This window comes from Leucobacter sp. OLIS6, assembly GCF_002752355.1.
Lineage (GTDB): Bacteria > Actinomycetota > Actinomycetes > Actinomycetales > Microbacteriaceae > Leucobacter.
Map to the genome: position 1 here is coordinate 154,550 of NZ_MRAV01000001.1, position 20,679 is coordinate 175,228.

Consider the following 20,679-nt stretch of genomic DNA (forward strand, 5'->3'; position numbering starts at 1 on the left):
TTCTCCTTGATTATTCGTGCGCGGGTGCGCGGGTGGGGTCGGGTTCGGCGAGCGGCCGGAACCTCAGGAAGCGGTGGCCGGAGGCATCCTCCGTCGACGGGCGCGGATCGACCCCGAAGACCTCACGGACGAGGGGTGCGCTGAGGACATCGCCCGGGGAGCCGAACGCGCGCACTCGGCCCTCGTGGAGCACGGCGACGTCGTCGCAGAAGTCGGCGGCGAGCGCGAGGTCGTGCAGTGCGGCGACGACGGTGATGCCGAGTCCGCCGACGAGTCGCATGATCTCGAGCTGGTGGGTGATGTCGAGGTGGTTGGTCGGTTCGTCGAGCACGAGGATCCGTCCGTCCTGCGCGAGCGCTCGCGCGAGCATCGCCCGCTGGCGTTGACCGCCGGACAGCTGCCGGAGCAGCCGCTCCGCGTGCGCTTCGAGGCCCACGGTTCGCAGCGCTCGATCGACGGCGAGCCGATCGATCGCGCGGTCCGGTGCGAACGCCGCCTGGTGCGGTGCGCGACCGACCATGACGGTCTCGCGCACCGTCAGGTCGAATTCGGACGGCGCGTCCTGGAGCATGACGGCGACCGTCCTGGCGAGCTGCCGCGGCGGGATGCCCACGACGTCGGCGCCGTCGATGGTGACGCGGCCCCGCGTGGGCCGGCGGGCGCCGAAGACGGTGCGCAGCAGCGTCGATTTCCCGCTGCCGTTCGGTCCGATCAGCGCGGTGACCCGGCCGGGCCGGATCCGCAGGTCGACGCCCGTCAGGACGGGGCGTCCGCCGAGGTCGACGCGGAGGCCGTGGAATTCGATGCTCATCGGTCGAACCCCGCTCGTTCGCCGCCGCGGCGCATCAGCCACAGGAAGAAGGGGGCGCCGACGAAGGCCGTGAGGATCCCGAGGGGGATCTCGGTCGGCACGGCGACGGTACGGGCGAGCAGGTCGGCGACCATCAGGAACAGCGCCCCGGCGAGCACGGTCGCCGGCAGCATCCTGCGGTGGTCGGAACCGACGAGCATGCGCGCGGCATGGGGGACGACGAGCCCGACGAAGCCGATGCCGCCGCTCACCGCGACCACCACTCCGGTGAGCAGGGATGCGATGACGAGCAGGAGCGCTCGGAGCCGGGTGGTGCGCACCCCGACGGCCAGCGCGGACTCGTCGCCCGAGAGCAGCGCGTTCATCGGTCGGGCGAGCGCCAGTGCCGCTGCGCAGGACACGAGGAGGGCGACGGCGGGGATCGGCAACGACGACATGGTCGCGGCCGAGACGCTGCCGAGGAGGAAGAACATGATGCTCACGACGTTCTGCGCGTCCGTCGTGAGCGTGAGGTAGCTCGTGACGGCGCTGAGGAGGGACCCGAGCGCGACGCCGGCGAGGATCATCCGGGTGGGGGAGAGCTCGCCCCGACGGCGGGCGAGGAAGACCACGAGGATCCCGGCCAGCATCGCGCCGAGGAAGGCGGCGCCGCTGAGCCCGAGCCCCGCGGCCGCGGCGCTCCCGCCGATGATGACGAGCACGGCGCCGACGCTTGCTCCGGAGGAGACGCCGAGGATGTAGGGCTCTGCGAGCGGATTGCGGACCACCACCTGCATGATCGCGCCGGCGAGTGCGAGGCCCGCCCCCGAGATGCCCGCGAGCAGGGCACGGGGCAACCGGAACTGCCAGACCGCCTGATCCTGAAGCGGGGTCAGCGACCCGTCGGTCATCCACGGCATCCCCGGGATGAGGTGCCCGATTACGAGCCGTGCAGCGTCGGCGAGCCCGACCTGCACCGTGCCGGTCGAACCCGAGACCACGAGCACGGCGAGGATCCCGCAGGCCAGCGCGCTCAGCAGTGGGACCCGGCGGAACGCGCCGGTCCGGCGGCCGGCGGTCATGCACCGGCCATCCCGGTCGTGCGCGCCGCGAACGAGAGGATCCGGGACCCGATGGCGTGCAGCGCATCCAGGTGGTTGATCCCGTGACCGGCGTCCCCTGCTTCCCAGAGCTCCGCCCGACTGCCGCGCTCGCGCAGGGCGTCGATGACGCGCCGGGTGTCGTCTGGCGCCACTCGGGTGTCCTCCGCGAGCACGATACCGAGGAACGCCGGAACGGGCTGACCGGGTCGCAGGCTCCTCGCGCGTTCGAGCGGCGAGAGGCGTCGTAGCCGTTCGCGGCTCTCGTCGGTCCCGTCGTCGCCGAACTCGTCGCGCCACAGGCGCCCGAGCGGGTGGGCGTCGAGGGCGAGCAGGTCCAGCGGCGCTGCGGTCGTCGCGATCCCCGCGAAGCTTCCGGGATGTTCGAGCCCGCAGGCTGCCGCGATGCATCCGCCGTGGGATGCGCCCGCCAGCACCAGCAGCTCGGGGCGCGTGATGTCGGCCGCGCAGAGCCCCGCGGCCGCAGCGGCGAGATCGTCGACGGCGCGCTGCTTCCGCGCTCCGCTTCCCGCCCACCACCACTCGTTCCCGCGCTCGCCGCCGCCCCGGATCTGCGCGATCGCGTATCCGCCCCCGTGGGCGACCCAGGCGGGGATCGTCGGCTCGAACGCGGGGAGGGTCGGCACGCCGAAGCCGCCGTAGCAGGTGAGGATCACGGGGATCGGATCGGTGCGGTCACGTGGGAGGGTGAGGATCACCGTGATCTCGGCCCCGTCATCTGCGCGCACGGTCAGCGTCGAGGTGCGGGACCCGTCCTCGGAGCCCGGCGCGAGCTCGGTGTTCGTGGTCGGGGCGGTCGCCTCGGCCAGCGGGATCACGCGGGGCGGAAGGAGCGGGGCCTCGACGCGGACGACCGCCCCTTCTTCGGTCATCGCGATCCCCGTCGCGGCAACGGGGCCGTGGCCGGCGAGGACTTCGCGGACCTCGCGGAACGCTCCGTCGGACAGGCTCACGATGACACTGCGTCCGTCGCGGACCCCGAGCGCGAGGATCCCGTCGCCGGAGGAGGCGAGGTCGGTGATCCGGAGTCCCGGTTCGTGCCAGCTCCACCGGTGCGCGCCGCGGCAGGAGAAGCGGTCGATGCCCCGGTCGTGCCAGACGACGAACCCCTCGGCGCAGATCGCCGTCCGGTGCACCGCGCCGTAGCGGCCGACCGATGCACCGGTGCTCCGGTCGATCAGTTCGGTCGGTCCGCCGTCCGGACGCCGGGCCAGCAGGCCCTTCGCGCCTCCGGGCAGCAGTCGGACGCGTTCCGCGCCGGCAACGGGCGTTCTCGTGATCCGGCCCGATGCGACGTCCAGCTCGACGATCGCGCGTTCCCGGCTCGCGGCGACCTCGAGGCGAGAGGAATCGGCGCTCCAGAGCACCGGGTCGTAGCGCACGCCGATGCGCTCGTGGAGACGGAGCTCCTTGCGCTCGACGTCGACGATCCCGAGCACGGCGTTCTCATCGGCGCGGCATGCCCACTCCACCGCGATCCGGCGCCGATCCGGTGACGGAGTGATGCGGAGCAGGTGGCCGTCCGGCTCGATGACGGTGGTGCCGTCGACGCGGTAGAGCCCGGTCCGGGGCCTCATCGGGCGGCGGCCGAGCACGAAACCGTCGACGGGGAGACCGGGGCGCTCGTGCGCTTCCCAGCCTCTGAGGGCGGTGTCGAGCGAGTCGGCGATCCGCGTCCGCGGCGGGGGCGATGAATCAGGCATGTCGGCGAGTCTAGTAGATATTGAGAATCATTTTCATCTAGGGTGTGATCACTCGCCCGGCGAGTCCGTCCGAGAACCCTCGGACGGTGCACACACGAAAGGACGCACCGCAATGGAGAAGCGAATCATCGCCGAGATCGAAGAGACCGAGCAGCTCGCGCATCACTCGGCAACCCACTCGAACGCTCTGGTCGAGAACCCCTTCGACTGAGAACGGGGCCTCCCTCGGCCCGCATCCGGCCCGGTCGGGCGATTCGTCGCCCGACCGGGCTCCCCCCCCCCCGAGAACCACACTGAGGAACCACATGGAACAGCAGAAGCAGGCGCTCCCGATCCCGGACACCCGAGCCCAGCTCGTCGCCGCCGCCCCCGCCCGGGACGTCGTGCACCTGGCATCCGGACGGCTGGTCCGGATCCAGGACCGTCCCGACGATCTCGAATCGCTGCTCGGCGCGGGAGGCCTCGGTGCCGCAACCGACCTCGACGCCGAGTACCTCCGGCGACTGGCCGAGGAGATCCGGTCCGAGGAGGCCGCGGCCCGGGCCGAACGCTGGCCCGGGCACCGCCGCGAGGTGCTGCTGATCGGCCCTGCCGGAGACGTGCTCGATGCAGTCGAGGCCGCCCTGGGGGCCTGGGGCGCCGACGTGCGCCGGGCGGATCTGGGGTCGGACTCCGACCCCGTCTCGGGGTCCGGGCCCGGACTCGCCGTCCTCTACGCCGAAGATGCGCGCTCGCGGGGCGCCTGGCCGGCCTGGGAATCCCGCGCAATCGATGGCACGGCCCGCATCCGGGCGTATCGAGAAGGGGAGACCGTGTTCGTGGACCCCATCGCAGTCGAGGCGGGCGACCCGACCGCGGAACAGGTCATCGGTCGTCGCGTGGCCGCGAGCTCGGCGCCGGACGAGCTCGAGGCCTGGATCGCTACGGCGGCGGAGCCGCCGTACCCGCTCGACGCGGCGGCTCGAACGCTCCTTGTCGCCCGGGTGCTCGAGCTCGCGATCGCCTGGGCTCGAGCCGAAGCGACCCTCGACGCCCTCCGTCGTACGCTCTGGAAACTCGTGGTGCCGACCGGCTCGATCGGGCTGCACCCGCTGCTCGCGTACCCGGAGACGCCCGAGCGTGCGATCCGCTGAACCCGTGCCCGCACCGCACCGCTGCTCGGCGCGGGACGGCGTCGAACTGAGGGGACTGCTCTGGGCCCCGCGGAACCCGCGCGGTACCGTCCTGATCCGCACCCCCTACGACGCCGGGGCGCACGCCCCGATCGCCCGCTCCTGGAACCGGCGCGGATACCGCTGCATCGTGCAGGACGTGCGCGGCCGGTACGCCTCCGACGGCGAGTGGGACCCCTACCGGCGCGAAGCGGAAGACGGCGCCGACACCCTCCGTGCCGTCGATCGCGAATTCCCCGGGACCCCGCTCCTGCTCTACGGGGCATCGTACGCGGCGCACACCGCGCTCGAAGCCGCCCGCGCCTGGGACGGAACACCGTCGGGAGTGCTGCTGCTCGTCCCGGCGCTCGGGCTCGCCGAGACCGCCCGCTCCGCCGACGGCACGCCCCAGTATCGATCCCGCATCGGATGGTGGCACGAGCACGGTCGCGGTCCGCGCTCCGCACCGCCCCTGCCCGAGGACGAGCTGTCGGCCCGGACGCTGCACGCCCACCAGCACGGACCCCTGCGTGCCGCCGAGACCTGGGGGTGGCCCGCGGACGTTCTCGAACGCTGGCGAAACCTCTGGGACGCCAAGCCACGGGACTTCGCCGGCTGCACTTCGGAGCGTACGGAACCGCTGCTCATGATCCGCGGAGACGCCGACTTCTTCCACGCCGATGCCGGACGGCTCGCCGCGGTCTGGCCCGGCCGCACCCACCTCGTCGACGGCCCGTGGGGTCATCGGCTCGCCGCCGACCTCGATCCGACGTCGGCGGCGGCGCTCGGGGCCGCCGGCGGTCTCGGCGTCGTCATCGACGGCTGGCTCGCCCGCGAGGGTCTGCCCGTTCCGTCGCCCAGCAGACCCCTCGTCCTCCCCGACGGCCCGGCCACCCGCTCCGTGTTCGACCCCGCAGACGGCGCCTGGCGCCATGAGAGGATCCCCATGCACTCGTCCCACCTGACCGAGCCGCTTCCCGTCGAGGCCCTGGTCGATGCGGAATGCGGGATCATCCGATCGATCGCCCGGGTGGAGCCGCCGCCCGGTACCCCGCCGGCGTACCTCGCCCTCACCGCGTCGGTATCGGACGCGCGCCGCCTCGGCGAGTGGCCGGCGGACCGCGTTTCCCTCGGCACCTCGTTCGGCGATCCGGCCGCGGCGCGCATCGCCGCGATCGGTGAGGGGATCGAGCGCTACTGCGGCAACTGGATCCCGGCGGATCCGCTTCCCGAGGACCTGCGCGTCGGCACCGCCGAGCAATTGCGCGCCGACGGCGAGTCGGTCGTGCCGCCGACCGAGCTCCCGTCCTTCGCCCCCTGGCAGCTCGATCGGACGGACTTCCCCTACCAGCCCCTCCGCGAGGACACCCCCACGCTGTGGGCCCGCTGCTCGGATCGTACGGGGCGAGCCCACTGGCTCCCCGCGGCGCTGACGCACCTGAACTGGCGTCAGCGCCGGTTCCGCGGGCTGCCGCGGACCCACCACCTGAACTACGCCGGGATCGCCACGGGAACGGGGGTCGAGGACGCGGCCGACCGCGGCGTGCTCGAGGTGATCGAGCGGGACGCGCTCGAAACCTGGTGGCATCTCGACGGCCCGACCTTCGGCATCGACCCGGCGACGGTTCCCGGCCTGCTCGACGACCTGGACGGCGGCGACCTGAGCGTGCACCTCGTGGCCATGCCGTCGGAGTTCGCCCCGGCGGTCGCGGCGCTCGTGCACGACGAACGGCGCGGACTCTACGCCGCTGGGTTCTCCGCGCACCTCGATCCGGTGCGGGCCGCGCGCAAGGCGGTGCTCGAAGCGGTGCACACCTGGGTCTACACGCAGGGGTGCACGGCGGCCGACGGCTGGGTGTTCCGCGCGATCGACCGGGGGCTCATGGCCTCGGGCCTGCATCTCGAGCACCGTGCGAACGCCGACTACACCGCGATCGCCGGCCCCCGGTTCGAACGGGTGATCGATCTCGGTGCGCACGTGCAGGTCTGGCTCGATCCCGAGGTGCACCGTGAAGCCCGTCGGTTCACCGAGCCGGCGCTCGGCGTCCGCTCGATCGATGCGCTCGTGCCGACGACCATGCCGCAGGTCTACACGGAATTGGAACGGCGCGGCCACCGCGTGCTCACGAGGGATCTCACCAGCCCCGACGTGCTCCGCACCGCGCTGCGCGTCGTGCGCACCGTGGTCACCGGGCTCGTGCCCAATGCTCCGGCCGCCTTTGCCTACCTCGGGATGCCGCGCTTCGGCGAGGCAGCGCTCGAACGCGGCTGGCGTGATCGCTGGACCGGGGGCCCGGACGAGTTCACCCTCGTCCCGCCCCCGCACATGTGAGACGCACGATGGAACCGCGCATCCTTCCCTCGCCCGTCGCGGCGCCCCCGATCCCGGAACTCCTCCGGCGCGCATTCTCCGGCGCGCACCCGGGCCCTCCGGTGCCTCCCGGCCCGCGCGGGAACCCCTGGTGGAACGCGGGCGCCGAACCCGCGGAGGTCGCACCTGGGGTCCAGGCGCTCGCCGACGCGCTGCTGCGGGCGGGGGAGCCGCACCGCACCGCATCGGGCGAGCCGACCTCGATCCCTCGTCGTCCGATCCCCTCGGCCGGGGGCGCGTACCCGGTGCAGCTCCACCTGGTGGGTCCCGACGGCGGACGTTTCGCGTACGACCCCGATGCCGCCCGCTGGTGGCGACGCAGCCCGACGCGGGAGCGCGCTGCCGGATGGCCCTCCGGGGTCCGTCCCCGAGGAAGCCGCCTGGTGCTCGCGGTCCAGCCGGGACGGAGCTTCGGCCGATATCGGCATCGGGCCTGGCCGCTGTGGATCGCGGACACGGCGTATGCGCTGCAGGCGGCGCGCTTCGTGCTGGCCGGCTCTCACCGGGTTCGGCTCGGTCCCGACGCGGACCTCCGCGCGCTGTTGGCGTTCCCCGCCGCGCACGACGACGATGCCTGGCTCCGGCTCGGGCTCGCGCCGCTGCTCCCGCTCGCGATGATGGAGATCGCCGACGACCCCGCGGTGCTCGAAGCGCATCGGAATCTGCTGCGCGAGCGGCGGAGCCCGGAACATTCGGAGTATCTCGCCCGGGCCGAGGGAGATCCGCCGGATCCCGGGGTCGAACGCGTCGCGCTCGCTTCGGGGCAATCGTGGGTCCGGGGAGCCTCGGCGGTGCGCGTCTGGTCCGTGCCCGCCGATCCGCCGGCCGACCTGCTGCTCCGAGAGCTCTGGCGTGCGCATCTCGAGGCCGCCGAACTGCTCACCTCGGCGCTGCGCTCGGGCGCGTACGGCGTTCGCCCGGTGTCCGGCTTCTCGCCGGAACCCGGCACCTGGATCCTGCACGCCTCTGCCCTGCTCGCCCGCTCGAAGGAGTCCGACCGATGATGCTGGTGCCCGTTCTCTGGCGCGAGGCCCTGAGATTCCCTCTGCCCTTCCTCCTCTCCGCGGTGCTGCAGCTCGCCGTCCTCGCCACGCACGTGCTGCAGGCGGCCGCCATCGCGTGGGCGCTGTCGGGCTTCTTCCGCGGCGACACCGCTCAGGTGATCGCCTGCGCGGGGGCGATCCTCGTCGGCGCGGTGCTCAGGATCCTGCTCGCGCTGGGGCAGGCGGCCTCGTCCGCGCGTCTCGGCGGGTGCGTCCGGAGCTCGCTGCGCCGCCGGGCGCTGATCTCGGTGCTGCGCCCCGAACGGCTGCACGACGCGGCAGCGGGCGACGGCGCCGCTGCTGCCGCGATCGTCGACGGAGTCGAAGGGACCGACGCGTACGTGTCGAAGTACATTCCGGCGACCGTGCAGCTCGTCGTCGGCACCCCGATCGTGCTCCTGGTCCTCTGCTCCATCTCTCCGCTCGCGGCTGGATGCGTCGCCCTCGGCGTCCTGCTCGCGGTGCTCGGCCCGCTGCTCTGGAAGCGAGCACTGGCGCGACGGGGCGACGGGCAGTGGGGCGAGTACGAATCCCTGAGCGGCGAAGTGCTCCACTCGCTGCGGGGCATGTCGACGCTCCGCCTGCTCGGCGATGTGGATCGCACGCGGGAGCGCATCGCGCGCAGGTCGGACGCGCTGGGCCGGGCGACGGAACGAACCATGCGGGCGTCTCTCGCGGGCACTGCGGTGACCGACTTCGCAGTGCAGGGCGGGCTCGTCGCCGCCGCGATCGTCGCGGTCGGGAGCGCGGTCTCCGGCTCCCCGGCGCCGTTCGCGATCTACGCCGTGCTCATGCTCTCGTCGGAGGCGTTCCGGCCGGTCCGCGATCTCTCCCGGCACTGGCACGCCGGGTTCCTCGGCCTGACCGCGGTGCCCAGTCTGCGCGAGCTGGGCGCCTTCTCCACTGAAGATCCGCGTCGGGATCGCGGTCGGGGGCTTCCTTGCCCCGGGGAAGGCCCCGTCGCATCCCCGCGAGGAGAGGTCCTCCGGCTCGACCGGGTGTCGTTCCGCTATCCGTCGGCGGAACAGGACGTGGTGCACGACGCCGAGCTCGTCGTGGAGCGCGGCCGCCTGCACGCCGTCGTCGGGCCCTCGGGCGTCGGCAAATCGACGCTGTTCGATCTGGTGCTCGGCTTTCTGACTCCCGACTCCGGCCGGATCGAACTCGACGGACGGCCGCTCCTGCCCGGCGATACCGCCGTGCTCTCCCAACGGCCCGTGCTCTTCGCGGGCACGCTGCGCGAGAACCTCGACCCGCACGGGAGCGCATCGCAGGAGGCGCTCGTCGACGCCTGCGCCCGCGCCGGAATCCTGCCGGAGATCCGCGCCCTGCCCGATGGCTTCCGTACCGAGGTGACCGAGGCGGGCTCGAGCTTCTCCGGCGGGCAGCGGCAGCGGATCGCCCTCGCCCGGGCACTCCTCGCCGACCGCCCGATCCTCCTCGTCGACGAGCCGACCAGCGCGCTCGATCCGGCGAGCGCGGAGATCGTGATGCGGTCGCTCCACGAGGTCGCTCGGGACCGGATCGTGCTCATGATCACCCACCGGATCGAGACGCTCCGCGGCGTCTCTGACATCCATCTGCTCGACGCCGGCCGGCTCCGGTCGCAGGAAGGCATCGTATGAAGACGTCGGAGGCCCTGCGCGCCTATGCCCGGCTCCTGGTGGCCCTGCGGCCCGAACGCGCCGGCATGGTGCGGGGATTCGCGACCGGCGCCGCGAGCGCGGTGGGCCTCGCCGTGCTCTCGGCGCTCATCGCCGGTGGCGTCGGCGGGGCGCTCGTGACGGGAGCGTGGCCGCCGGTCTGGTGGACCGCCGTGGTCCTCGCGCTGGTACTCATCCGTGCAGTCCTCACCTGGCACGAGATGGACTTCTCCCACGCGCTCGCGTACCGGGTGCTGGCCCGCCTCCGGGCGGCGCTGTTCGACTCCTACGCACGCAGCACGCCGGCCCGTCGGCGGGAACACTCCGCGAAGGGAGCTGCGGCCGCGCTGGGCGACATCGAGAAACTGGAGTTCTTCTATGCGCACACCGTCGCGCAGCTCGCGACCTCGGTGCTCGTGTTCGTGCTCTCCGCGCTCGCGTCCGCGGTGCTGCTGCCCGCCGCGGCCCTGGTCGTGCTGCTCGGCGGGGCGCTCGTGCTCGGGTCGATCGTGCTCGGCGCCCGGACGGCGCGGGCGCTCGGCGTCCGCGAGCAGCGTGAGCGGGAGCAGCTGACGACGAGCATCGTCGATGCGCTGGGAGCGCTCCGGGAGGTGCTCTCGGCCGGTCTGGAACTCCGGGTGGTCGCCGGTGCCGAGGCGGCGACCCGGCGGTCGGCGCGGGCCTCGGCCCGCACCGAAATGCTCGCGCAGGCCGTCTCCGGGATCCGCGAGCTCGCCGTCGCGGTCGTCGTCATCGGAGTCGTCCTCGCCGGAGCTGCGGCCTCCGGGCTCCTCGGCGGCGATCCGGTGCCGGCCGACACGACGGCGACCCTGCCCGCACTGATCGCGATCGCGGTCGCCGGTGTCGCCGCGCTGAGCGATGCCACGGCCACCCTCGGGCAGCTCGGCCCCCTGGTCGCGAGCGCGCGGAACGTCGCAGCAGGGCTCGACCGACCGGCCGTCGTCGGGTGGACGCGGGACGGAGAACCGCTTCCCGATGGCCCGCTCGGGATCCGATTCAGATCGGTGGGGTTCACCTACGGCGGACGGAGCGCCGTGCTTTCGGGCTGGTCTGCGACGGTCCGTCCCGGCGCCCACGTCGGTCTCGCGGGCGCCTCAGGATCGGGGAAGAGTACCCTGCTCGCCCTCGCCGGCCGGCTTTGGGATCCGGACTCGGGCTCGGTCGAGCTCGTCGACAGCACCGGACGCGGGTACGCGCTCGACTCCGTCTCCGATGCGGAACTCCGCCGGGCCATCGGTTTCGTGGAGCAGGACGGGCATCTCTTCCCCGGGACGGTCCGGGACAATCTGCTCCGCGGCGCGGGCACCGAGGAGTGCGGCGATGAGGTCCTGCGCGATGCGCTCGCCGAGGTCGGCGCCGATGATTGGATCTCGCTGGACGACGAGCTCGGAGAGCAGGGGGTCCGGTTATCCGGTGGACAGCACGCGAGGTTGCGGCTGGCTCGCGCGCTGCTCCGGCGCCCCCGCGTGCTGATCGTCGACGAGATCACCGCCAGCCTCGACCCCGAAGCGGAGCGCGTGATCTCCGAGGTCATCGCCCGGTTCCCCGGAACAGTACTGGCCGCTTCCCACCGCACCGAAACCCTGGAACGCTTCGACGAGGTGCTCCGCCTCGATCCGGCCCGTGCCGCCCGTTCGGGCGATCCTGCGGGCGATCCCGGGAGCGAGTCCGCCTAGCCCCGCTCGCCGCCGCGGGGCGATCCCGCACTGCCCAGGGAATCGAGCGCATCGCGCAGGAGCCGCTCGTTCCTCACGAGTGCGGGGTCGCGTCTCAGCCAGGGGCGGAGGACGCGGGTCACCGTGGGCATCACGACGAACGTCATGAGGGGGACGAGCGAGGACACCAGGAGGAGGGAGCGCACGGCGATCGGGAGGTGTCCCCACCACGGCAGCTGCGTCGCTACGGAGGTCACGCCGATGTTGAGCGGCAGCATGCCGCACCAGATCGCCGTCGCCTGCTTCCAGCGAGGCGGTGCCGAAGACGGGGACACTGTTCCCGGACGGTCCCGCTTGGTGCCGCGACCGGGCGAGGCCTGGGTCTCCGCGAACCACCCCTCCAGCCCGGTGCGCCGCTGAACATCGGCCACTCGGGCCAGGGGAGCACCGTCCCGCGTCCATCCGTGCCACTGCTCCGAGTGGTTCCACCGCTCGAGCGAGCGCCTGTCGGTGAACGCGTAGACCGTGATCAGCACGTTCTTGCGGGAGGCATCTCGCAGAACACCCCCTCCGAGATACCCCTCGAAGTCTCGGGCGAGCAGGAGGCCCTGATCCAACCAGGCTAGGACCTCATCCACGCGTGTATCGACCGTTTCTCTGCGCACTGTGACGGTGACCGGAAGGCTCATGCGCACCAGTGGAACAGAGCAATGTTCGGGAGCGGTTTCGCGACGGTTTCGGGGAGGTTTCGATCTGGGCGGGCTCGGGTCTGCCCGGGACCGACGAGGCGCCCGTCGCAGAGCCCGTCTCCCTGTCAGGCCCCGACGAGCTCTGCACTCCGGGTGTTGTTCGTCGCATCGACATCGCCGGGCAGATCCAAGATGGTGGAGGTGATGCTTCCGCTGTAGCTGGGATCGATGTCTGCGGCAATCGTCGCGGGGGCGTCGCCGGGCTTGAGCGCCTGTTTGGTCCGACACGTCACCACGAGGGTCTCCGTGAAGGCTCCCCCCGTGTTCAGCGTCGTGGGCAGCGGCGACGGATCGCAGGTGAGACGGGGGTCCACCGTCCAGGTCGCGGTTCCCACGCCGCCCCCGTACACGTTGTTCTTGATCGTGAACTCGACGACCGACCCCGCAGGCACGGCGGCGGTCGAAGCAGCGCTCGGGCCGAATGAACCGGTGTACGTGATCGACTGCACGCCGAGGTCGTCAACCGAATTGGTCAGGTCCGCCGTCACCTCGCCGTCGAGCACGGTCGGCTTCGGCGTCGGCGTCGGCTCCGGTGTGGGCTGGGGCGTCGGCTCCGGCGTCGGCGCGGGTGTGGGTGCGGGCGTCGGCTCCGGCGTCGGTGCAGGCGTCGGTGCTGCTGTCTGAACCTTTGCCGGGGGACAGGGGGAAGCCGCAACCGCCGGCTGGGAGGCAAGGCCCGTCAAGGTCGCCGCGCCGACCAGAATCGCGGTCAGTACGAGAGCTCCCTGAACGGCGCGCGGTGCCCTTCTGCGCAACACCAATGCCGTGCCGAGCACGAGGGCTGCAGCCCCCGCGATCAGAAGAAAGAGATTCGGTTCGCTCCCCGTCTCCGCCAGTACACAGTCCATACGACACGCTCCTCCAGGAACAGATTTTCAAGAGAAAGAGTTGGTCCCATGCTGACGAGCATCATGCGACCCGCCGCGGGCAGCGGCACCCAGCAGAGGTACTCGTCGAAGTGACCTCTGGCAGGACCGACTTGTCGCACCGGGCGGTGGGTTCGTTCATTCTCCCCAGACGGATGACCCGTCGCGCCTTGCGTTCGAGAGCAAGGAGCGCCTCATTATTTCATTCATCCTGGTCGACGGTGTCGCGCCGAGCGCAAGCCGACTTCAGCGGGGCGTTCTTCCAACCGCGTGACGCGTTGGCCGATCGAATCTGCAGTCCCGATACAGCAGAAGACCCCCGCCGAAGCGGGGGTCTCTGGCCCTGGTGAGGAGTGGGCCCGGCGGGGCTCGAACCCGCGACCCGATCCGCGGACTATGGGTTCGCTCTTTCGTGGTTCGACGAACCAGCCAGTGGGGTGATCCACGTCGACTGCAGCGGGCCGGTCTTTAGATACTTGGCAAGCCAACCGCGTCCAGAAGCGGCTATTTGAAACAATGCGCTGAGGCGCGGAACCTGTACCTTTCGCGTTTTCAGCAGGAGTGTCATGGGCCACGCTACCCGCGCTCGCGGCCCTCCGCCGCCTCGAGCAGCACGGCGCGGAAGTACTTGAGAGACCGTGCCGATGCTGCTCGCGAGGCGCGAGGCGCGAGGCGCGAGACCGACACCGCGCGCGACGTAGCCGGGCTCATCGCCGCCCGCCCGCAGCGCCACTACGAGATCGCCGACGACGCCCGCAAACTCAAGGCGCAGCCCGAGGCTCCGAGGGGGACCTGATCGCGGGCCTCATCGAGCCCGCGCCGTCGTTCGACGACCCCGGTCCGCGAGGCCGACTGGCGGCGCCGCGCGGACACGGTCGCCTGCTACCGCGACCAGTACGGCGTCGACACGGACGACGCGCTCGGCCGCGAGCACACCTACGCACGGAACCGGGAACGCGACCGGCACATCGCGGCGGCGGCGGACTCAGGCCACACGGAGCCCACCTTCGAACATCAGTAGACGGCGACCCATCGACCCAAACCTGTCACTGGCCCACGTTCTCGTCGTAAGCAGCGGTGCCCCGCCCTCCCCGAAGAGCGGGCGCGGAGCACCATTGGCTGCGGAGCCTGTCAGCGCGTCGTCTGCGGCCCACTACACAGGATCTTCAACCGCTGATGCTCGGTAGCCCGAGTCGAAGCCGACTTGCGCGGTGCTGCGTCAGGGGTCAGAGTGCGAGCAGGCGATCGGCGCGGGCAGATTCAACGCCGCCATGCCAGCCGGAGAGGGGCGGAGGGACGTCCGACCTCGGCCCGCCCGCCCACGCCGCGGCGACCTCCTGGCGGGAAACGAAGCGATCCCAGCTCGCCGCATTCTCGCTCGGCAGCACGCCGAACTCCGCGAGACCGATCAGGATCCCGTAGCGCTGGAACTTGTCCGTTCCGGGGAGGATCTTCGCCCGGGCGACCGCCTTCTCGAGACCCCCCGCGCTCATGCCTCCGGGCTGCGCTTCAATCACGGCGAACAGTGCGCTCAGGCGCTCCCGGTCTTCCGCGGTCGGCGTCGGCAGGCCTTCGGCGACGGCAGTCTCGAGATCGGCAAGGTAGAGGTAGGGGCGCTCGTTCCAGGCCCAGCCCAGCGCCAAGCGCAACAGCACCTCGGTGACGTCGATCGCCGGAGGGATTGTATCGAGCCCGCAGTCGGGCAGGTCGTCCTTCTGGATGGGGGCGCCCGAGAGATAACGGGCCCACGCGAAGGAGATCAGGGGCTGTCGACCGCGCGGCGTACTGCCGAGGCCCGCAACGAAAGCTCGGAGCACATCGTCCTCGTCGAGGGCGGACACCGCGTCGATCGACCTCCGAAACACCTCCATCGGGGTGAACCGCTCTGTCTCGCGCACCGGCCATCCGAAGTTCTCAGCTTCGGCTATCGTGGCTGCATCGCGAATCGGCTCTGCGCCGGCGACACCTCCCGTCCGCGTGAACCGATACCCGTAAACGCGCATGAGTGCTTCGAGCTCGGCGCCTCGCGGGATCCGTCGAGGGGCCGACAAGAGGTCATCGTTCGTCAATACTCGTCCCTCGAGGTTCTCGTCAGGACATCGCGGAGGGCTACTACTGCGCGAGTCACACCCGCCATTCCGACTCTCCTGATATCGCCTTCGTACTCCTCTGCAGGAGTCTAATAGGCGAGCATCGAAAGGGACCGGTGCTCGGTCCGTGCGCCAGCGACGCTGCAGCGGGCAGCGTACTTCGAGGTAGGCCATACCCGACAGAAGATCTCCGCCGAAACGGGGCTCTCTGGCGCTGTTGTGGAGTGGGCCAGTCGGGGGCCAGCACAACGCGCTCGGCCTCGCGGAAGCCTACGCCCCGAGGCCGGGCATCCGTTCAACGCCACTGCGGCCCAGTAATGCGGTGAGGTAGCCCTTCGTGCACACGCTGCGACAGATTCGGCGCTCGAAGCTGTCTTGTACTCATGACGGGCGTTTCTGCTGCTCGAGACCCCCCTTCTCGGCGCGGCCCGTTGTTCTGCGTTGAGCGATCACGTCGAACTGGGCGGCCGGCCAGCTACCATTCCCCCTTGGGTTGGCCGGCCGCCCTTCTTCTGCGTCGGAACCAAGGGGCGTAGGATTCGGGGACCTACATGGGGGTGGGGGCACATGAGTGAGGCCGAGCTGGTCGTGCGAGCTAAGCAGGGGGATGCCGCATCCGCGGCGCAGATCCTCGGAGCACATTTGCCGTATTGGATGGGTGCTGCTCGAAAGATCATCTCCACGGATACTCGTAGTGCACGAGTCGGTGAAGTCATCTCAGACCCCGCAGACCTCGTGCAGCAAGCCGCAGTCAGCCTGTTAGAGGCTTGGGGCGATGGGCGCGGGCCGGATCGAAACGTGCGCTCCTATGTCTCGGCGATCATGCGCAATAGCTACGCGAACAGCCTCAGGTCGCCGCGGGCGCGCGAGCAGTTGCTTGACGAGGACCAAGTTGACTCGCGATTTCTCGTCGAGGATGACCTCCGGCTGATCGATATCGCGGCCGAGACCGATGCGGTGCGGCGCGCCTTTAGCAAGCTGAACCAGGACTACCAGAAGGTTCTACAGCGGGTGGTCGTAGAAGGGCGCAAGCCAGCGCAGCTCGTGGAGGAGCTCGAGCGTCCGGCTCCCGCGATCTCAAACCTACTTGCCCGAGCCAAGGCCGCGTTGTCTCGGCAACTCCTGGTCGAATATCTCACGAGCGGGGGAGAGGAGTGCGAGCAGAATGCGAACGCACTCCCCGCACGCGTTCACGAACAAGTCGGTGCGCACTCAAGGACCGATCGAGGCTTGGCTCATGTATTCGACTGCGAACGATGTCAGCGCAACTGGAAACGATTTGCCGCGATTTCCGGGACTCTCGGAGTCACCCCGCTCCTCCTCGTGACCGGCCTCATGGATGGCGGAGCGCCTGCATACGCTGCTGCCGACGGCTCTCAGCCGGAGCATGCGAACGCCGCACGTCCGATGGGCGCCACGGAGGGCAGCGAGAGTCCGAATCTGCGTGCTGGGTCGAGCAGGCGCATGCGTGCAACACCGAATAGCGGCCGGGTTGCGGCGACGCTCGCCTCCCGAAGCGTATTCGCCGTGGGGGCGGTCTTGCTCGGTGCCGCCGTAGTCGCAGGACTCGGTTACGTCGGCCGAGTTGCTTCGCATCAGGGAGAGCGTGTCGTGTACGAAGGCTCCCTTGCAGACGAGAACTCTTCTGATGCGAGCTTCGAAGTTCATCTGGGACTCAACGACCGCGGTGCACTGCGCACCATCCGAGCGGACTTTGAGGCCAAGGACATCGAAGACTGGCAGCTGGAGGAGATCACGCTCAGTCTCGATCGGGGCACCGAACTTCGTGAGGCATCCAACGGACTCGTCTGCGAAGAGTCCGCCTCCGAGGTTGTGTGCCGGCCTTCGGCGACGACCGTTCTTGGGGAGGGGTTCGTGTTCACCGTTAACGACCGTCGTCCAGGTGGCACATTCACACTCGATCTACGTGCTCGCACCTCAACTGAGCGATCCAGCGGTAAGGCCGAGGCTCGCTGGTAACCGGATCGCGACAGATTCGTAACCTTCGCGTGTCCTGGTAAGGGGCCCCTCATGCGATGATCCATACCATCCGTGCGGGATGCAATGCAAATCACTCAATGGGAGAAGTATGTTTAAACCATATCGGCGAACCATCGCTGCCGCAAGTATTGCGGTCGCGATGGTCTTCGGGGGCGCCGCGGCAGCCAGCGCAGTTCCAAACCCGGACAGCGGGCCAGTGACCGGCGGAACCCTTGTCAGCGTTGACGAACCTCGTGTGACCTTCACTCAAATCAGCACTGGGCGAGACCACTCCGTTGGAATCGCCTCAGACGGCAACACCTACTCGTGGGGCTCGAATGACAACGGACAGCTTGGCATCGGAACAAGTGGCCCGGCGAAGCTGACTCCTGTCCGAGTGAATGCGCCCGCGGGAGTCACTTTCACGCGGGTAAGCGCGGGGTTCCGTTCGTCGATGGCTCTCGGCTCCGACGGGAAACTCTACGCCTGGGGATACAACGGCAGCGGCGCACTGGGTGACGGGACCACCACAGATCGGTTCGCCCCCGTCCCGGTCCAAACTCCTGCCGGGGTGAGTATCACTGAGTTCAGCATGCGATCAAACGCCTCGATGGCGGTCGGTTCCGACGGGAAAACATACTCCTGGGGTGCCAATCTCAATGGCCAACTGGGGGATGGAACCTTCAACAACCGCCCAACACCTGGCCTGGTGACAACGCCAGCCGGAGTAACCTTCACACGCCTCAGCGCGGGCGACGGGCACATGCTGGCTATCGGCTCTGACCAGAAGCTCTACGCCTGGGGAAGCAACGTGAATGGCGAGCTCGGCGATGGCACGGCGACGCTCCGCACGCTGCCAGTCGCAGTACACACGCCTGCCGGAGTCACCTTCAGCCAGGTCAGCGCCGGATACGCCCAATCACACGCTATTGGGTCCGACGGAAACACCTACGGATGGGGCTCCAATCTCTTCGGGCAGCTCGGGGACGGGACGACGACAAACCGTTCGACACCCGTGACGGTTCAGCTTCCCACGGGCGTCACCTTCACGAGCGTCGTATCGAGCGACTACGACAGTGCCGCAATCGGTTCCGATGGTCACACTTACACCTGGGGGCAAAACTCCAACGGTCAGCTTGGCACCGGAACTACCACCCCGCGGACTGTTCCAGGGCAGGTGCAGGAACCGGCCGGAGTCACCTTTACCCAGATCGATGGAAACGGTAGCCGCTACCTCGCAGTTGGTTCTGATGGAAACGGGTACGGATGGGGCTCAAACTCTGGTGCTTTGGGAAACGGTGGCCTCACCAACTCCCCGCTCCCCGTGATGGTGCTCATGGACGTGCAAATCACTGGAGTCACTTTCGACGGTTTGGACGGAACTGGCCTCGTTGACAACGGAGACGGAACTTGGTCCGCGACCACACCGCCGCACGCCGCAGGTCCGGTCGACGTGGTGGTGTCCTGGACGCTGAACGGCGTGGCGCAAACCCCGGTCACCTACGGGGATGGCTTCACCTATGAACCGCTGGCAGTCGCACCAACAATCACTGATCCCTCGGATCAGACCGTGGCGGATGGCGCCACTGCAACGTTCGAGGTCAGCACTACGGGCACCCCGAATCCCACTGTTGTGTGGCAGGTCTCCCGAGACAACGGCGCAACCTGGGAATCGATCACCGCAGACCCTGACGCGACGGTCTCGAGCGACGGACTGAAGGTCACCGTCAAGGGCAGCCCGACGAATGACGGCTACCTGTACCGGGCGACAGCGACCAATAGCGCTGGCAGTGCGACCAGTGCAGGGGCAAAGCTGACTGTTACCAAGACACCGCCGATTCAGGTGGCTCCAAAGATCACGAACCCGAAGGATCAGGTCGTCAAGAACGGGACTTCGGCAAAGTTCACTGTCCAGGCAACCGGTACTCCCACTCCGACAGTGAAGTGGCAGGTGTCTCGCGACGGTGGGCAGACCTGGGAAGCCGTGAGCGCTGACCCCACAGCGAAGCTCTCGAACGGCGGACTGACACTGACTGTCACGGGAAGCAAAGCCAACAATGGCTACCTGTATCGAGCGACGGCATCCAATAGCGTCGGCAGCGCCACGAGCGACGTCGCGAAACTCACGGTGACGCAGAAGGATGAGAACGGCGGCGAAACTCCGAAACCGACCACGCCCCGGGAGACGAAAGTCGATAGCAGTCTCGCGATCACCGGTGCAGGCTCCGAGCAGGGACTGTTGTTCCTGAGCCTCTCCGCTCTGATTCTGGGTGGCGGTCTTGTCGTGACCAACCGTGTTCTGAAGAGGCGCCAGAAGCACTAGAACAGGAAGTCCTTGCAGCAGGCCTTTTAGTCTGCGCATCCGGGCAGCAGTTGCGCCCCACGATGCCGTGCTCGGCAGCGTGGGGCGCAGTGCTCATTTCCGGCTGATCGCGAGAGTCTTGGCCCGAACGTAGCCGTATTCGAGGCATGCGGCCCCGAAGCCGGGACCTTGGTCTCAGCCATTTGGGCCTCCTGCTCCAGCTCACCGATCAGAGCCGCGAGGCGCGCCTGCTTCTCGTTCAGTTCGTCCTGCTTCGGCCAGCCCGCCTGCTCAAGCGCGCGCAGCTCGGTCACCTCCTGCTGGGTCGCATCGAGCTCGACCTGGTGCTCCGCGGTCCTCGCCGGGAGATCCCGCGTGGCCCGCTCGAACGGCAGGGGGAGCTGACGGGGCTTTCCGTCGAGCATTCGCGAGTACAGCATCTGTACCTGGAGCGCCTTGTGCGTGCTACCCGCGACGAATTCGACCAGCGGATCATCCGAGGCGAGCCGGTTCCAGAGCAGTGCCGCTTCCCACACGATGCCTGGGAGGCCACCTGGAGCGATCGCGGGTGCGGAACGTGTTGTGGGGGGCCGAGACCGTGCGAGCCGAACTGCTCGCGGGGGTGCACGACCGAGGTGCGGAGCGCCTGCCCGAGGTCCTTCTGCCCCGTCGATCTCGTCGCCTGCGCCCACGAGGGTGGCTGCGCCGAACCCTGGAACAGCTCCGCCCGGGTATCGGTGACGTGCGGAGCGCGACTCTGCGTTGCCTTGAAGGCGTGCTCAAGCATGTTCGCGTACGACTGCAGGAACAGGCCCTGGTCTCGATCGACCCGATCTGCAGCTGGGGCGTGCCAATGCCGGCCGAGTTTCTGCGTCTCGGGGCGGAGTTTCGCGGCCTCCAGGAGGCGTAGGTCGTCTGCGGTGATGGCCTTCGCTTCGCCGTTCCGGTTCTTCTGCTGGAACATGAGGTCTTCGCGGAGGCCTCGACCCAGCAGAAAACCCCCGCCGAAGCGGGGGTCTCTGGCCCTGGTGAGGAGTGGGCCCGGCGGGGCTCGAACCCGCGACCCGCGGATTAAAAGTCCGATGCTCTGCCAACTGAGCTACAGGCCCGGAACCAACTTACCCGGTCGGGGCCGCCGAGTCATATCGGGTGCTGGCGCGACCGATCTTGGCGTAGGGGGGGCGAGCGAGGGCA

16 protein-coding genes and 1 tRNA gene are annotated in these 20,679 nt (G+C 69.5%); 9 read left to right on the plus strand and 8 right to left on the minus strand.

The window, feature by feature from the left end:
• Positions 1-10 precede the first annotated feature (10 nt).
• From BMH31_RS00710 to BMH31_RS00720, 3 genes are read right to left on the minus strand one after another with little or no spacing between them, the layout of a single operon-like run.
• Positions 11-811 (minus strand): ABC transporter ATP-binding protein, encoded by an 801-nt coding sequence (locus BMH31_RS00710; protein ID WP_099723993.1) that lies wholly within the window; start codon positions 809-811, stop codon positions 11-13.
• Positions 808-1,872 (minus strand): iron ABC transporter permease, encoded by a 1,065-nt coding sequence (locus BMH31_RS00715; RefSeq protein WP_099723994.1) that lies wholly within the window; start codon positions 1,870-1,872, stop codon positions 808-810. The genes BMH31_RS00710 and BMH31_RS00715 overlap by 4 nt, the downstream gene beginning before the upstream one ends.
• Positions 1,869-3,614 (minus strand): prolyl oligopeptidase family serine peptidase, encoded by a 1,746-nt coding sequence (locus BMH31_RS00720; protein ID WP_099723995.1) that lies wholly within the window; start codon positions 3,612-3,614, stop codon positions 1,869-1,871. The genes BMH31_RS00715 and BMH31_RS00720 overlap by 4 nt, the downstream gene beginning before the upstream one ends.
• A gap of 112 nt (positions 3,615-3,726) precedes the next feature.
• On the opposite strand from BMH31_RS00720, the gene amiA reads away from it, so the two are divergent.
• From amiA to BMH31_RS00745, 6 genes are all read left to right on the plus strand, one after another.
• Positions 3,727-3,825 (plus strand): streptamidine family RiPP, encoded by a 99-nt coding sequence (gene amiA, locus BMH31_RS15625; RefSeq protein WP_241898059.1) that lies wholly within the window; start codon positions 3,727-3,729, stop codon positions 3,823-3,825.
• A 94-nt stretch (positions 3,826-3,919) separates the two neighbouring features.
• Positions 3,920-4,747, plus strand: a complete 828-nt coding sequence (locus BMH31_RS15630) for a hypothetical protein (RefSeq protein ID WP_241898060.1) — start codon at positions 3,920-3,922, stop codon at positions 4,745-4,747.
• Between the two features lie 4 nt (positions 4,748-4,751).
• Positions 4,752-7,097, plus strand: a complete 2,346-nt coding sequence (locus BMH31_RS15635) for a YcaO-like family protein (RefSeq protein WP_241898063.1) — start codon at positions 4,752-4,754, stop codon at positions 7,095-7,097.
• 8 nt (positions 7,098-7,105) lie between these two features.
• A complete protein-coding gene (locus tag BMH31_RS00735; protein WP_099722834.1) occupies positions 7,106-8,140 on the plus strand; it encodes a hypothetical protein in 1,035 nt (344 codons plus the stop codon).
• Positions 8,137-9,804, plus strand: coding sequence for an ATP-binding cassette domain-containing protein (locus BMH31_RS00740; RefSeq protein ID WP_099722835.1), 1,668 nt, complete (start codon positions 8,137-8,139; stop codon positions 9,802-9,804). Before BMH31_RS00735 ends, BMH31_RS00740 begins: the two co-directional genes overlap by 4 nt.
• A complete protein-coding gene (locus BMH31_RS00745) occupies positions 9,801-11,519 on the plus strand; it encodes an ABC transporter ATP-binding protein (protein WP_099722836.1) in 1,719 nt (572 codons plus the stop codon). Before BMH31_RS00740 ends, BMH31_RS00745 begins: the two co-directional genes overlap by 4 nt.
• Here the strand turns inward: BMH31_RS00745 and BMH31_RS00750 are convergent.
• Entirely contained in the window at positions 11,516-12,136 is a 621-nt protein-coding gene (locus BMH31_RS00750) for an antibiotic biosynthesis monooxygenase (RefSeq protein WP_143469772.1), read from the minus strand. The two genes, BMH31_RS00745 and BMH31_RS00750, sit on opposite strands and share 4 nt — an antisense overlap.
• A gap of 176 nt (positions 12,137-12,312) precedes the next feature.
• On the minus strand, positions 12,313-13,095 hold the full coding sequence (locus BMH31_RS00755) for an LPXTG cell wall anchor domain-containing protein (RefSeq protein ID WP_099722838.1): 783 nt from the start codon (positions 13,093-13,095) through the stop codon (positions 12,313-12,315).
• 646 nt (positions 13,096-13,741) lie between these two features.
• Between BMH31_RS00755 and BMH31_RS15445 the strand changes: the two genes are divergently transcribed.
• Entirely contained in the window at positions 13,742-13,909 is a 168-nt protein-coding gene (locus BMH31_RS15445; RefSeq protein ID WP_158234924.1) for a hypothetical protein, read from the plus strand.
• 430 nt (positions 13,910-14,339) lie between these two features.
• On the opposite strand, the gene BMH31_RS00760 is transcribed toward BMH31_RS15445, so the two are convergent.
• A complete protein-coding gene (locus BMH31_RS00760) occupies positions 14,340-15,116 on the minus strand; it encodes a hypothetical protein (RefSeq protein WP_199068329.1) in 777 nt (258 codons plus the stop codon).
• A gap of 654 nt (positions 15,117-15,770) precedes the next feature.
• Here BMH31_RS00760 and BMH31_RS00765 point away from each other — a divergent pair.
• A complete protein-coding gene (locus BMH31_RS00765; protein ID WP_099722840.1) occupies positions 15,771-17,183 on the plus strand; it encodes a sigma-70 family RNA polymerase sigma factor in 1,413 nt (470 codons plus the stop codon).
• A 160-nt stretch (positions 17,184-17,343) separates the two neighbouring features.
• On the plus strand, positions 17,344-19,506 hold the full coding sequence (locus tag BMH31_RS00770; RefSeq protein WP_256382372.1) for an immunoglobulin domain-containing protein: 2,163 nt from the start codon (positions 17,344-17,346) through the stop codon (positions 19,504-19,506).
• A 26-nt stretch (positions 19,507-19,532) separates the two neighbouring features.
• Here BMH31_RS00770 and BMH31_RS00775 read toward each other — a convergent pair whose 3' ends face one another.
• Complete coding sequence (locus BMH31_RS00775) at positions 19,533-20,021, minus strand: hypothetical protein (protein WP_099722842.1); 489 nt, start codon at positions 20,019-20,021, stop codon at positions 19,533-19,535.
• Between the two features lie 500 nt (positions 20,022-20,521).
• Positions 20,522-20,594, minus strand: a tRNA-Lys gene (locus BMH31_RS00780).
• Positions 20,595-20,679: the final 85 nt, after the last annotated feature.